This is a genomic window from Lagierella massiliensis, from assembly GCF_001407835.1.
GTDB lineage: Bacteria > Bacillota > Clostridia > Tissierellales > Peptoniphilaceae > Mediannikoviicoccus > Mediannikoviicoccus massiliensis.
The window spans coordinates 300,541-316,817 of sequence record NZ_CYUO01000005.1; the positions used below are offsets into that span (position 1 = coordinate 300,541).

The 16,277-nt window shown below is 34.6% G+C and carries 2 protein-coding genes; both read left to right on the forward strand.

Features of this window, described 5'->3' with window-relative positions; all coding sequences use genetic code 11:
• The first annotated feature begins 480 nt into the window (after positions 1-480).
• Positions 481-13,389 carry a SpaA isopeptide-forming pilin-related protein gene (locus BN2746_RS04955; protein ID WP_055078730.1) on the forward strand — a complete coding sequence of 4,303 codons (12,909 nt, stop codon included), beginning with the start codon at positions 481-483 and terminating at the stop codon, positions 13,387-13,389.
• 204 nt (positions 13,390-13,593) lie between these two features.
• The gene (locus BN2746_RS04960) at positions 13,594-15,822 is read left to right on the forward strand and encodes a pilin N-terminal domain-containing protein (RefSeq protein WP_055078731.1); all 2,229 of its coding nucleotides are present in this window, start codon (positions 13,594-13,596) and stop codon (positions 15,820-15,822) included.
• The last annotated feature ends 455 nt before the right edge of the window (positions 15,823-16,277 follow it).

Consider the following 16,277-nt stretch of genomic DNA (forward strand, 5'->3'; position numbering starts at 1 on the left):
ATTAAAATGCCTCAAATAGCAAAATAATTAAAATAACGGCAAAAGGAAAGTCAAGTTTACACTTTTAGGTAATTGTGACAAAAACGTAACATTAATACAAAAAAATATAAAAAATACTTATAAAAACTTGATTTTTTATCTCATAAGATTATACTTAAATGTAAGAGAGGTATGGGTACATATTTATAAATCTAAAGACACAAATTTTTTTTACTTAGTTTGAGCTAAGTTGAATAAATATCTTGAAATTTTTATATTCTTATATTCATACCCCAGGTCTTAATTATAATATTAAATAAAAAATTTGAATTGTAAGCAGATGGAAAAATTAAAGAGGAAACATTTGCAATTATTGAAATCGTAATCTTTATTCCAATTTAGGATTTCCATCAACTCTAAGTTCTATTTGAGAACTGATAACTTAGTGTTTCACTAAGAAAAAGATTAAAATCTATAATTAAAGTTATTTCAGGAGGAGACATGGACAGGAAAATACTTAGGCGAATATCATCAGGCCTACTAAGCTTATTACTTGTAATGCAAGTATTAGTTCAACCAGTAATGGCAGTTCAAAACACAAACGACTTGCCAAGCGAAGTAAAGACGCAGGAAGTGAAAGAAGAAACCCATTCCAAAGAAGGGGTAATTGACCCTGCCATAAAAGAAGAACTAAGCCCATTAGAACAGGCATATATAGAACAGTTAGAAGATAACAGTTTTGCCTTTCTAAGAGGACCATACGTCATAAGTTCACAAGAAGACTTTGACTTAAGAGAATACACCTTTGTAGAAAAAGACGAAGAAGGAAAAGTTTTACTTGTTAGAGGAGACGAAGTAGAAGACTTCTCCAACATAGAAGAAATAACAGAACTTGTAGAAAGATACAGACAAGACTACAAAGATTTACAAAACAAAGAAACAAAAGAACTAAATCCAACAAAAAGTCAACTAAAAATAAACTACAAGGACTACAAAGAGCTTTCAATACCAATAGTAATAAACGACATAGAAAACAAATACGAAAGCACAAAGAATGAAAACATTACACTAAAAAGAGACAAAGAAGAACAACTAACAAAAGAAATCTTTGTAAACAGTCTAAAAGACCTTGAAGACATATTACTAACCTTCAAGGGAGAAAAAGACATAAAAGACCTTGACATAACAAAAGTGGAAAAAGTTTACACCGGAGAAGACGAAGATGGGGTCACAGTAGAAGAAGTCTTAACAGAAGTTCTAAAAGAAGGACACCAAGACAAAAACAAAGTCATTTCACTAAACATAGCAGAACTATATCCTGGATACAAATACATTTTCACACTTTCATCAAAGAAGGTAAAAGAAGATAATACAGTTTTAACAGAAATAACTACATTAGAAAAAGACAAAGAAGAAGCAGAAACAGAAGAACTTGGAAAAGCTATAGTAGAAGAAGAAAAAGAAACAGAATCTACAGAAGCTACAGATAAAAAAGAAAACAATAAAGCAACAGAAGAAACTTCTGCTACAAATCCTACTGAAACTAATAATATAAAAGAAGATAAAAAACAAGAATCCATATTAAAGGTAGAAGAAGACGAAGATAAAAAAGACGAAACACAATTAGAGATAGCAGATGTTTCAGACTTGTTACTTCAAAGACTTGGCAGAGGCCCTGAAAGCTTTGCAGACAAGAAGTTTAGACTAACTACAACTATGCAAATAAAAGCTTCACCAGCTCTTCCAATGCCAAAAGATTGGTACTTTGATGTTGACCTTGGACCATATTTAAGAGAAGATTATGAAAATCTATTAAAACCACTTACAGTTGGAAATGGAAATGGAAAGGTAATAGCAACACCAAGTTACAATTCACAAACACATACTATTAGATACACAATCACAGAAAAACTTACTTCAGATGTAGATCTAAAAATAGACCAACTACTTGCCTTTGATATAAATGGAATTGGCGACACAGATCCTATAAAAATAAATATATCAGTAAAACCAAAGGGAATGGCTGCTCAACAAATGGGAGAAATTTCTGTTTCAAGTGACGACCAAAGAACAGAAATTCCATCGATACCAGGCTTTAATCCAAATATAGAAAGCCCAGAAAATATTACCTCTAAGGTAAAGTATCCAGTAATCCTTGAGTACCATTCACACCAAACCCTAAGAGATGCAAATGGAAATGTAGCAGTTCTTGGACAAGGTGTAAACCCACAAGGCTTACAAGTGTGGTGGGATATTGAAGTAGAAACAGATAAACTCTTCCCAGCTGGCGAAGAATTAAATTTTTCAAAATTATATTTCACATTGTTTGCTCCAGATAAACAAGGTTTAGACAGTGGTACTTATAAAATCGCGAATAGCAAGGAAGACCTTGACGGTGCAGGTTATACAGGCATGGGTAAGGTAAATAATCTATATCAAGCTATCAAGGCGATAGATAAAAAAGACTTACCACATGATAAAATCTATATCAGAGTAAAAATGCCACTAAAGTCCGGGGAATACCACAGCAACTACTCATTAGGTCTTAGAGTAAACCCTGACAACAACTATATCCAAACTATCTATAATAGATTTATGGATCAATACAATGCCATCCCTTCCATATTTAAATTTATTAAGGGAGCAGAACAGGCGAACGAACTTGCAAATACTCCATTCAATCTTGTGGAAGATATGTTCGTTGCGGAATTTGTTCACTTAGGTAACCCAACAGTTGACGAAAACTTCTACTACGATAGAACAAGAACAATAGTTGCAGAACAAGAAGCTGAATATGCAAGAAGACGTTGGATCGCAATGGACCTTCTAAGGGTTGGCGAAACAGAAGACTATGGTTTAGCATATGCAAATTTAACACCAAATCCATTAAACTACAAGAAATATTATTATATTCCAAAGAAAGATGGTGGATATAGAAGAACTACAAATTCAAATGACGCAACCCTACCAAACGGTTCTTACAAACCAGGGGTAATAGTTTATTACGATTACGACGTTCAAGTAGGTACTAAGGATACAAACTTCAAGTATGATGTTAATCTAAAACAAAAACCTATTGATAACTCAGATGTAATCAATAATTATGAAGAGATAGCAACAGAAGGTGGACAACAAAATCTTTATTCAAGAAAATTTGATCCAGAAGACCTTGGTTACCTTGCCTACCTTGAGTTACCATATTCAATAATGCGTATCAATAAGACTTTCGAAATGGTTCAATGTCTTAATGCACAAAGACCAGACCCAACAGTGAATACTCGTGGTAAGATAAATCTTGATAGGATAGAAAATCCTACAGGATATTTGTTAAATTTAAATATCCAGAAAGATGGTAGTGATAACAAAAAATATATTAAAAGTAGTTTATTACCTGGAGGAAAATACAACAGAAACGGACTATCTCAAGATGATGCAGCAGAAGACCTATTCAAGAGAATTTATTTCTTTGCTGAAGAGATAAAGAGAGAGTATCCTCAAAGCCATAATAATACAGAAATGCACAGGATGATTGAAAATCAAATGTTGCAAAGGGTTATCCACTACTTTACAGATGGTAAAGACCTATCCACAGACTATTCACTTGTTGGTACACCTACTGTCGATGATACAAGATTCCATAATGACATTACTCTTACAGACCCTAATCTAAAAGATGAATCACAATACTTTAAGGGCGAAAATGGAGCGAATACTGATGGCAAGGGTCATAGAAAACTTTCTGAAAATGAAAGACTTCTAATAGAAAGTTCTGGACTAAAAGGCACTCAAGTAAAATATGCACAAGAACTTTTAAAGAGAGTTGAAAATTCTTATAACGACAATGACTGGGAAGAAAATAAAAAAGCGAATTCAGTTACACTTGTATACTTTACACAAGATAGCAAGAGATGGCAAAATCTTATTTCTGGACGTGTTGTAGATCCGATCACAGCTTACAAAGTTGACAGTGATGGAAACAAACTTGACGGAGCAGAATTTACTTTTGTTAATATCCACACAGGTGAAATTGTAAATGCTACTTCAACAAAGGATGGAATGAAAGTCTATCTTGCTGAAGGAACCTACAGAGTTAAAGAAACAAAAGCACCAGAAGGCTATGAAATAATCGATCCTTTCACAATTAAAGTTACAAATGGCGAAGTTGACCCTGATGAAGGTAACTATCCTTCAGCATCCAATATAAGAATAAAGGTTAATGATGGATATAAAACTGAAGGCAAGTTAACCAGTGTACCTAAAGATATTGACGGAAATCCACTTGTTAGACAAGGCGAAGATAAACTTGAAATTGAAGTCGTAAATATATCCAACAAGTTTGGGAAACTTAAATTCACAAAGAGAGACGCAAGCAAAAAACTTGACGGTTCAGAATTTACCCTTACAAAAATAAAATCTCAAACAGATAAAACTGCAGATCTTTTAAATGGACAACCTGTTTACAAAAAAACTTCAAAAGGTGACTTTGGCGAATTCGAATTCTCAAAGATGCCAGTAGGTTTCTACCTATTAGAAGAAACTGTAGTACCTAAGGGATACGTAAAGGCAAAGGATCAAATCATCGAAGTAAGTCTTGACCAAAGTGGTAAAGCTGTCACAAGATTTTTAGATGAAAATATCGAAGCTTCAAAAGTTATCATAAACGAAGCCAAGAAAACAGAATTAAAACTTAGAAAAATTGACAGTGAACTTGATGACAAAGGTAAACAAGTCCTACTACAAAATGCTAAGTTTAGACTTTACTCAGAAAGAACCATAGATAATATTCTTTACTTTGAAGAACGTTCATCAGGGATAGATGGAATAGTAAACTTCGAAGGATTAAAAGAAGGGGAATACATCCTTGAAGAGTTAACTGCACCAAGTGGATACCTATTACCAAAGTATCTTCCAGAACCAGATAAGTTCTTTGGATGGAAGTTATATGTAAAACTTGATAACAGTGGCAACTTGGTATATAACATCTACAAATTAAAAACAAGAGACGACGCCAAGAAGACAGAAGCACAGTTACAAGGTTCAAAGATAAACTTAAATGACGTCTTACAAGACGGCGCAGTAAATGTAAAAAATAAGATTAGAACAGTTGACTGGGAATTTAAAAAGTATATCGAAAACAAAAACTTTGACCCAAGTAAAGAAATTGATGAAAAAACTAATCCAAAGTATATTCCATTAACTGACCCAACAAGGTTAAATGGCATTTCATTTAATCTTTACGAAGCAGACTACTATGGAAAAATTATAGATCCTAATAAACCTATTAAAACGGGTATTAAAGCTGACGCAAATGGAGTATTCCATCTAACAGGACTAAAGTTTAATGGATACTACAAACTAAGAGAAGCAACTGCTCCTGGTGGCTATATAAAAGCTGCAGATATTACATTAAAGGTAGAAGCAGAAACCATTGCCAACGAAGGTACAATGAAGGTAATCGTAAGAGACCCTTCAACTGACGTTATAATTGGTGAACACGCTATCTTAAAGGGTGTAATAAACTTTGAAGAAGGATCAAAGCTTGGTAAACTTGCAATTAAGAAGACTGGTAAATCCTTGTGGGGACCAGACAATGGAAAAGAAGTTGGACTAAGACGTGCTTTCTTTAGACTATACACAGCTGACGAAAACTACGATATACTTCTTAACCCAGGTGGATACCCAGCAAAATATATCCAAAGGGTAACTGATGGTGTACCTCTTACAGACAACAAAGGCAACCCTACAGATTCATCTACGTTCCCTGAAACCCAAGGTCTCGCAATATTTGAAAGTATAGAACCAGGTAAATATGTCCTTGAAGAGTATAGAGGACCAGCAGGTTACGAAAAAGATACAAGACCAATCTATGTATTAGTAGATAAAAATGGAAATGTATTTAAGTCAAGGGATAAGAATGATCCAATACTACATCCTACACCTGCAAATAGAGTAAGAGCGGCTCAAACCTTTGGCGATGTAACAACACCACTTAGAGCAAACGAAACAAATAACAACGCTGCTTTAACAAAGGAATATGACGGAACCTATGCAAAAATAAAAATTGAAGCAGATGCCATAGATACTAAAAACGGAACACGTCATATGAAGGTGACAGTTACAGCAAAGAACGAGAAATTAGACTTTACTTTAGGTTACAACAAATATATTACTGCAAGTAATGGTAGACCAAGCGATTATAACGGATATAACAATTTAGTAACAGAAAAGAAATATCAAAGACTTGGTCTTATGCCTAACAGGAGTTTTAGTATAGGATTTGATGCAAAATTAAACGACGGTTCTGAAGACATATATAAGAATATACTAAATCAACTTAGTGTAAAAACTTCAAGTGGAAGAACTGAAAACTTTACTACTGCCTATGAAGACTTTAAAATAATCAAAAAGTCTAACAACTTCACAACCAAAGTAGAATTTGAATATCACTACTATGATTACGAAGGCAAGGGGGAAATTCCGGTAGCAGAACATGGTACAGGTACAATTTGGTTAGAAACTTTAGAAAATGGTCAGTGGGTAAAGGTTCCAGGAACTGATAAACAAGCCTACAAAGATTCACATCTTTGGGGACCGACAGGTATCCAAGAATATAAGGGTCTTGATAGGAATAAGACCTATAGGATTGCCTACCAGTTGAGTACAACCTATGATTTGAAATATCTATGGAACTGGCCAAGTAACATATCCTACTACAATATTGACCAATCCCAAGCTGACGAAAACGGAAACGTACTTGTTAAGATTACAAACGGAAACTTAATAAAAATCTTTAACAAAGACGAAAATGGATTTAGAATTCCTCTAAGAATCGAAAAAGCTAACGAAGACAAATCACCACTATCAGGTGCAAAATTTAGAGCTAAGAAAATTGTCGATGGAGAAAAAATAGAAGGAAAAGATGAATATCCTAAATATTATGACGAACCATTTGACGCACTTACAGAAGCCACAGGTCTTGCCGGAGAAAACTACTTCAGAGAGTTAACTCCAGGTATCTATGAAATGTGGGAAGAACAAGCTCCAAATGAATACACCAAGTTAAAGAACAAGTGGTACTTCAAGGTAGAAGTCGATCCTGAAAAAAAACCTAATGAAGCTAACTACATGAGAATGGTCTTTGACTTTAGTTACAAGTTCCCTATAGACTTGTCAGACAAGAAATATTCTCATTTGACAGAAGCAGAAAAGAATAGGTTTAGAGGAAAGACAATCTTCGGTCTTAACTCAAATGAAAAAACAGAATTTGAAGATGATAGATTAACAACTGACGCTTACAAAGAGTTTATAAGAAACGTACAGATCTTACCAGATAATCAAATTTCAAAACCAGCAAGACCTGACGCCCCTTACAAGGGAATAGACGTAGTTGGGGTAACCAACCACAAGACATTAGGTCAACTTGAGTTTAAGAAGGTAGCTTTCAATAATAACCCAGTTGAAGGAGCTACATTCCAACTTACAAAGGTAAGAGTAGAAAGTAACGGTAAGTTAATCATCAAATCTACCGACAAGAAACCAGACCCAGTAATAGATGACGATGGTAACATAGTTTATCAAAAACAAATCACATCAAAGGGTATCTTGGGAATTAAATTTGATGGAATAACAGAAGGAACCTACATCTTAGAAGAAACAAAAGCGCCAGAAGGCTATAAGAAACCAGATTCATTCATCGTTATAAAATACAAAGAAGACGCTGATGGTAGACTTGTACAAACAGTTGATAAAGTTCAATCTGACCCAGACTTCTTAAAGCTTCTAACCTTTAAGAACGGTTTAGAGATAGAGTCAATTAAAAACGAAGACAATTTAACAAGGTTAACCTTCCAAAAAGTTGACTCCAAAGGATTAGTAGTAGGAACATCAGTCTTTAACCTACAAGCCGTTGACGAAGATGGCAATACAAAAATGGTTAATGGTCAACCTGAATATGACATAACTTTAGAAAGATATGGCGATGAGACAAAATATGAATTTACTGGACTAAGAGAAGGTAGATATAAGCTTACTGAAACAAACTACACAATTTATTCTAAGCTACAGCCTTGGTATTTCAACGTAGTAAAAGATGATAATGGAAAGTTAGTCCTTCAGTTTGAAAACGAAAATGATAAGACAGTTATCAAAAATAAGGACGGCACTTACAATATTGTAAACTACGCCAAGACAAACTTCCGTTTCACAAAGGTTGGACAAGGTTTAGATAGCCCTCCAATACCACTTTCAAATATCTCCTTTACTTTGAAGAAGGTAAGAACAGACGAAACTGAAAATGGTATAAAGATAACCTACGATGAAAATGGTAATGTAACTTCAATGACAGATAAGGACGGCAAGGAACTTATTGAACGTAACCCTGAAGGCGAAATCCAAAATCCAGAAATCTTAGGCTATGGTTCCTACAATAGGGATAGGACAAGAAGTGATGGAGGAATAAACTTCGCTAACCTAAGTCCTGGTGTTTACGAACTTGAAGAAATTACTAAACACGAAAGTTTCAATACAAAAACCCAAAGAAAGTGGATTATAGTAGTAAAACAAGGTTCAAAAGAACTTGAAGTATCATATGATAAGAAATATGAAGAAGAGTACTATCAAAAATATGATAAGAAATACTACGATGAAACATACCTTCCAAGAAACTTTGCAGATTCAAACCTATTAACAGGCAGTGAAGATGAAGGTTTCAAGGTAGTAAATATCAGAGCTAAGGTTGATCTTAGATGGAGAAAGGTTGACTCAGAAACAGGTGGCGTAATCTATGATGAAGCGCCAGATCGATATGGTCAGCCACAAACTAAAAATGCTGAATTCAGGATGTATACAAACCATATAGGTATAGTTGCAGAAGACTCAGAAGAGTTCGAAAAAGCTTGGCAAGTAGGAAGTTATCAAGGAAATCCTGATGATGAGGACGCACCAATAGATATATATACCGTAGAAGGAACCTTTGGGGTATATGGTCTTGAACCAGGAGTCTATGCATTAACTGAAAAAACTTTCCCAACTGGATATAAATATAATGATAGAAGACATGTTATAGTTTTAGTAACTGAAAAAGGAAAACTAAAACCTACTGACCCTAACTATGTGGAAAACTCTAACGAATTAGTTTATAAACTATTTGAAGCAGTTAGTAGTTATGACAGCGCAGGAGAACAACATAAAACATTAGTTAGCGATCCGAACGAATTCAAATTAATAAAAGTTAATAAAAATGGCGAAATAGTGTATAACAGAGATGGATTCTTCGACATTAAAAACGAACCTAAAGATGAAGAAGGTCGATTTGAAATCGAAAAGAAAGATAACAAAAATAGACCACTTGCTGGAGCAGTCTTCGAACTTGTGGACTGGCAAAATTATGTTGTAAGGAGAGCTAAGGCAGATGAAAATGGTAGGGTCATCTTCGCTGGAATAACGCCGGAAAGATACATTCTAAGAGAAGTAGAACCACCAATAGGCTATAAGAAATCTGACAAAGTTTGGAAAGTATGGGTATATGGTAACGGTCATACCTTTATACGTGAAGGTACATCTGAGGAAAATCCACCACAAGATGTAGCTGATGACGATTACAAGATGCCAACCTTGACAGTTATAAACAAACCAGTAAAATCAACAGGTGAGTTTACAGTTTCCAAAGTGGACAACCAAGATAAACCACTACAAGGTGCAACCTTCAAACTTGTAAGAACAAAAGATGCTGACGGAAAAGTTTTAACACCACCAGTCGAAGTGGAAGAAAAAGATTCCGATGACCAAGGTAAAATATTATTTGAAAACCTTGAGCCAGGAACATATGAACTTACTGAAACAAAAGCACCAGATGACTACAAGAAGGTTTCAGACAAGTGGGAAATCACAGTTGACAAAGAAGGGAACACAACAGTTGTAAAAGCTACAGAAAACGCAGCTTTGAGAACAATAAAGAAGTTCTTAAATAAGATTAACCCAGTTGATCTATTAAGAGCAGAAGATGCGGAAGTACCAATTAAAGATATTAAAGTACCAAACGAAAATATAGTCTATGGAAACTTCCAAATCAAAAAGACTGACACAGATAAGAAGACAATTCTACCAGGTGCTGAGTTTACACTTGTTAGAGTAAAAGACGAAAATGAACACGCTGTAACAGGGGAAGAACCAGTTGTAGAAGTTAGTGACGAAAATGGTATAGCTAAATTTAATAAGTTACTACCAGGAGAATACAAACTAACAGAAACAAAAGCACCAATCGGCTATGAAGATCTTAAACAAGAATATATTGTAAAAGTTATAGACGAAGGTGGAAATGTAACAGTAAAAATTCAAGAACCTACAACAAAAGAATATAAAATTACTTCTGAAGTAAATAACCCAACAGCAAAGAGAATGTTCAAAGTTGCATGGGATGGAGTTACCTACTATGACGAAGCTGAAATTTCATATGAAATTGAAAAGACATTAACAAAAGGGGAATATAAATTAAAAGTTAATTATGTTCCTAAGTCTGAATATGGAAATCTAACAAGAACATTGAGGTTGATCTTTGATACAAATAACTTTGATGTTACAAACGGAGATTACAGCTACAACTACGCAGACATTCAATTAAATACAGATATAGATACTGACAGTTTAGTATATGAATTTACAGTTAAGGCAAAAGACCCTGACAAGGAAGGTACATTTAGACCACTAAGTACATTCTACTGGGGTGGTTTGGAAGAAAACAGTGCAAAATATTTCCCAACAATTACTCAAAGTAGAGAAGAAACAGATGTGGCTGGAAAAGAAATTACTTTAACTGGAGACACCCTTGAATACGCTCTTGTAAACGAAAAGAAAAAGTTTGATATTGAGTTTTCAAAGCTTGGAAGAGTAGTTGAAGGAGGAACTTCTACCGATACTCCACTTGCAAATGCAGTATTTAGTCTTGAAAAGAAAGTTGCTGATGACAAATTCGAAAAAATTGATAGAAACTTTATTTCAGATAGCGAAGGTAAATTAGTCCTTAACGACTTGGAAGCAGGAGAGTACAAACTTTACGAAACCAATGCACCAACAGGATACAGACCTATAAAGGGCGAAGCAAAGGAATTTAAAATTGACGACAATGGAAACACCTTTGTTAAAAACAAAAATGGTCAATATGTACCACTCGATGATAACAACAAAGTTATCCTAAATGAAAAATATGGTACAGAGTCCTATGAATTTACAAAGAGAGACGGTGTAACAAAAGCCCCTCTTAAAGGTGTAGAATTTGAACTTCTAAATAGTGACGGTGAAGTTATTGCAACAACAACTTCAGATGCAAATGGTAAAGTAAAATTTGACGACCTACAACCAGGTAAGTACTGGATTAGAGAAAAATCTCAAAATGAAGGTTATATCAAAGCTAAAAACCCTATTAAAGTAATAATAGGTGAAAAGTGGAAAGCTCCAGTTGGAATAGAAGGAAAAAATGTTTCAAGTTACTTTAGCTTGAATCCACTTAAACCATCTACTTTGACATCAACTACAAATAGTGAAACTGTAGTTTATCCAAACGTTCAAGAAGGTCTATTTGCAAAACTTAACTTCTCAATCAACAAGAAAGTTAAGGCTGGTGACTTCTTCGTAATGGACTTTGGTAAAAATGTGGATCTTGACGGACTTTCAACTATTGACGATAGCGAGTTTGACATCTACGGTCCAATGGGTAGAATTGCCATTGCAAAGGTAAGAAAAGACAACAGACATGTTATTGACTACACCTTTACAGAAGCAGTAGACTACTACAACGACTTAAGAGAATTAACTATTAACTCACAAATGTTTGTAAATAGAAAGTTAGTTCCATATAACACAGATAATCTTGAAGTTAAAATTCGAATCCAAGATCCTAACGGGGAAAGTGGTAACGGTGCAGAATTTACTGACAATATCAACGTAAATTACGACAATGCTACTAATGACGGATATATAAGCGCAAAGGAAAATGTCAAGACATATCAATTAAAACTTGGCACATCCAGCGAAAATCCACGTAATTTTAAAAACGTAATCTATGTAAACCCAGTAAGGGCAAAGGATAAGGACAAGGATTTATACTTTAGTGCAAATCTTCCATATACTATTGATAACTTGAAAATATATAAGAAGACTAAAGTAGATAATAAAGACTTGCCATGGTCATTTGATATTGACCACAAAAAGGATAATGAGTATGGTTTGGAAGATATTACAAATTCTGTTAAATGGGAATGGACAAGTGCAAAACAAATCCATATAGACTTTGGTCATGGAGAAACAAATTACAACACCGATGAATATGTAATTGAAATTGACGGAGTTGTAAATGACACTCGAGAATTTAAGACTAAAACAGAATACAATAGAAATAGTCCTTACTTCGAACACGTAATGCACAACACAACTCCAGAATACAAAGTAAGAGATTATTGGAACACTTGGACAAAGGAATATAACCCAGAAGCAGAAGCTGAACTTGCCCATGATTTATATAACTACAAGAACAGTATAGAGTTCACCAAGGTAGAAGTGGGAACAGAAAAACCACTTAGTGGAGTTAAGTTCGAACTTCGTAAACTTGGCGAAGGCGATAAATATGTTAGAGTAGATGGACAAGATAAAACTTCTAACACAGAAGGTAAAATTGTTTGGGAAGGACTTCCTGAAGGCAAGTACCAAGTTTGGGAAACAGAAGCTAAAAAAGGCTACAAGTTACCAAACAAGGAAGTTGCAAGCTTTGAAGTTAATTCCGACGGTAGTATCACAAACACCAGTGGTAACACAACTATTGTAAACGAAAAAGAAGGTATGAAATTCTACCTTGATAAGATTTACAAAGATACTGAAAATAAATCCAATAGCATTAAGAAGGGAACCCTTGAAATTGAATTACAAGCATTAGATGATGGTGCAAAATTCCCTGACAATGTAAAAGTGGAAGAACAAATACCACAAGGTAGAGGTTATAGAATAAAAGAAATATCTGAAGACAGAAAGACTATAACCCTTGAAATAGATTTATCTAAGGCCTATGAAGATGTAACTATTAAAGATGGCACTAAGAAACAAGCTATCAGAATTGAAGTTCCAGCAGATTGGCCACAAGGTAGATTTAGTTTAAAAGAAACAAAAGCTCCAGCAGGATACAAAATAACAGATAAAGTATTTGATTTGTTTATATACTCCGATAGTAGTATAATAAGAACAACAGATAAAGTCCTATATCAAAAGGGACAAACAAACGATGCTATAAGTATCCTTGAAATTGAAAACCAACCAGGACTTTTCCCAAGAACCGGTGGTATAGGAGCGGTAGTATTCGCTATAACAGGCTTAGCCTTGATGACTGTAGCCTTTATAGGATATAGAAGAAAGAAGGTGATAGAATAAAAGACTATCACCTCAGGGTCGAAGGACCAAAGGGAAGATAAGTAACAGTTTACGGACTGTTATGGGGACAATTGCAGAATAATTAATTTCTATGTTGACTGCGAAAGTGGTCAAAGGTTGGAGTAGGGAAGAGGAAAATCCTCTTCCACACCCACAACCAAAAGTAATTTTATTACTTATCAAATTAAACAAGGAGAGAAAAAAATGCAAAAGACGAAAAAATTATTATCAATGCTATTAGCATTAGTAATGGTGCTTGGCGTAGCATCACCAGTGTTTGCTGCAGCGGCTGAAAATGAAGAAACTACTGAATCAGTAACACTACACAAATTATTAATGACAAAAGAAGAATTAGGCGCTTGGGATTCAGATGCAATCGAAAAGAAAGGCTACAATGGATCTCAAAACTTTGATGCATTTAAGAAATTATTAGATGCTAACCACTCTGCACAACAAATTGCAGGTGCATACTTTGCTGTTAAATACAACAGTGGAGCAAACAAAGGTAAGTATGTAACAATTAAAACAGATACAAAAGAAGCTGAAAAACCTGAATATGGTGCAGTAGATTCTTTAGATGCACAATTACCAGAAGGACATGAACTTCTTGCAGGTTTAACTAAGGCAGATGGTATTAAATTTACTACTAAAGGATTAAAGGGAGACTTCCTAATCGAAGAAATCCACGACAAGTCAACATATTTCAACAAAGAATCTGGTAACATTCTTACAGACATGAAGGCTGTTCCAGTAGAAATTACACTTCCATTAGTAAATGATGATGGTGTAGTTCCAGACGCTCACGTATATCCAAAGAACACTGAAGAAAAACCAGAAATCGACAAGAACTTCTTAAAAAACAATGAATTAACTGCAGCAGAACAAGAAGCAGCTGATTTACTAAAAGTTGGTGCTGCTTACGAAAACTACCAAAAGAAAAAAGCAACAGCTAAAGCAGAAATAGGAAAGAAGATTCCTTACGAAGTTAGTACAAAAATACCAGCAAAATCTAAATTAAAAACAGCTTACTGGTCAGATGAAATGACAGAAGGTCTACAATATAATAACGATTTAAAAGTTACAATTGGTGGAGCAGAAGCAGCAGCTGAAGATTACACTGTAACTACAGATAAAAATACAAATGGATTTAGAATAGAACTTACTCAAGCTGGATTAGATAAGGTTAATGGTAAAGATGAAGCTGTAGAAGTAAAATTAACTTACTCTGCAACTGTAAAATCTATAACAGTAGTTGACATTCCTGAAGCCAACGACATCACTTTCCACTATGGAAATAACAAACCAGGCGAAGGAAACACTCCTATCCCTACAAAACCAAATGACAATGGAGAATTAACTGTTAAGAAGACTTGGGCTGATGGAACTCCAGCAGCAGGAGAATGGGCATCATTTAAATTAGTTAACGCTCAAACTGGTGAAGAAATCGGTACAGTTAAATTTGAAACAAAAGATAACGGTGGACAATTAGAAACTACTACAACTTATACACCAAATCCAAACTATGTAAAAATTGGTAACGAAAAAGAAATAAACGGTCCAACTGATAAGACAGTAGAAGGAAATGATTGGTCATTTACTTGGACAGGTTTAGACAAAGAACTTCAATACAAAGTTGAAGAAGATAATAACATGAACCAAACTGCTCACTTTGATAAAGGTGAAAACGGTGAAATATTAATAACAAACAATAAGGATAACAATCCAAAACCACTTAACCCAACAGAACCAAAGGTTGTACTTGGTGGTAAGAAGTTTGTTAAGACTGATGAAAATGGAAAGAGACTTGCAGGAGCAGAATTCTTTGTTAAAAAGACTGTAGAAGAAGAAGGAAAAGCAGTAGATAAATATCTTGTAGCAACTCAAAAAGATGAACAAGCAGTAAAAGATGCTAAAGCAGCTTTAGACAAAGCAGTTGAAGAATATAATGCTTTAACAGCTGAGCAACAAGAAGGTGAAGAAGGAAAAACTAAGAAAGCAGCTATCGATACAGCTCAAGAAGCTTACAACAAAGCTTTCATAGAAAATGCAACAGCTTATACTTGGGTAAATGCACCAGCAGAAGGCGAAGCAGATAATAGAGTTGTATTAACTTCAGATGGACAAGGTAGATTAGAAATTACTGGATTAGAATATGGTAATTACCAACTTGAAGAAAAAACAGCTCCAAAGGGATACGCAAAATTAAATGGAGACGTTAAATTTGAAGTTATAAAAGGTTCATACACAACTGAAAATGTAAACATTAAATATAATGAAGCAGATGAAGCTGAATCAGCACTACAAATTGTCAACAAGAAAGTATCTATCCCACAAACAGGTGGTATCGGTACAATAATCTTCGCAGCAGTTGGTATTGCACTAATGGTTAGCGCAGTAGTTGCTATGAAGAAAAGAGAAGCAGAAGAAATTTAATAGAGCATAATAATGCTTAGGAAAAAGAGAGGCCTGTCCTCTCTTTTTTTGTGTGGGAAAAACCACCCTCTTGTCATGAGGGAGCGTCAGCGATTAGAAGGATCTTGTTTTACTTTCGCCCTGTCACGTAGAGGAAGCGTGAGCGTTTCGAAAGATCTCCTAGCGAAGCGATGCTATTCCTACGTCTTAAACGAGCCCTATATTTAGTATGGAAAGCTTTTATCTTACATACTTTTTTTATTTCAACTATATTATTAGCTCTGTGAGATTCTTCGACTCCAATTTTACTGCGCAAAATTTCCACTCAGAATGACATGTCGAGGTACAGAATGGCTATATTGCAATGATAACACTTCAAGTCTGTCATGTTGAGCGAACGAAGTGAATCGAAACATCTCATGAACTTTCTTAAGAAAGTTCATGCTAAAACCTGGTAATATATGTTATTGATTTAC

What these genes read in the sequence shown, in the direction of transcription:
- BN2746_RS04955 (WP_055078730.1), top strand. Translation starts at nt 481, where the DNA reads ATGGACAGGAAAATACTTAGGCGAATATCATCAGGCCTACTAAGCTTA.
- BN2746_RS04960 (WP_055078731.1), top strand. Translation starts at nt 13,594, where the DNA reads ATGCAAAAGACGAAAAAATTATTATCAATGCTATTAGCATTAGTAATG.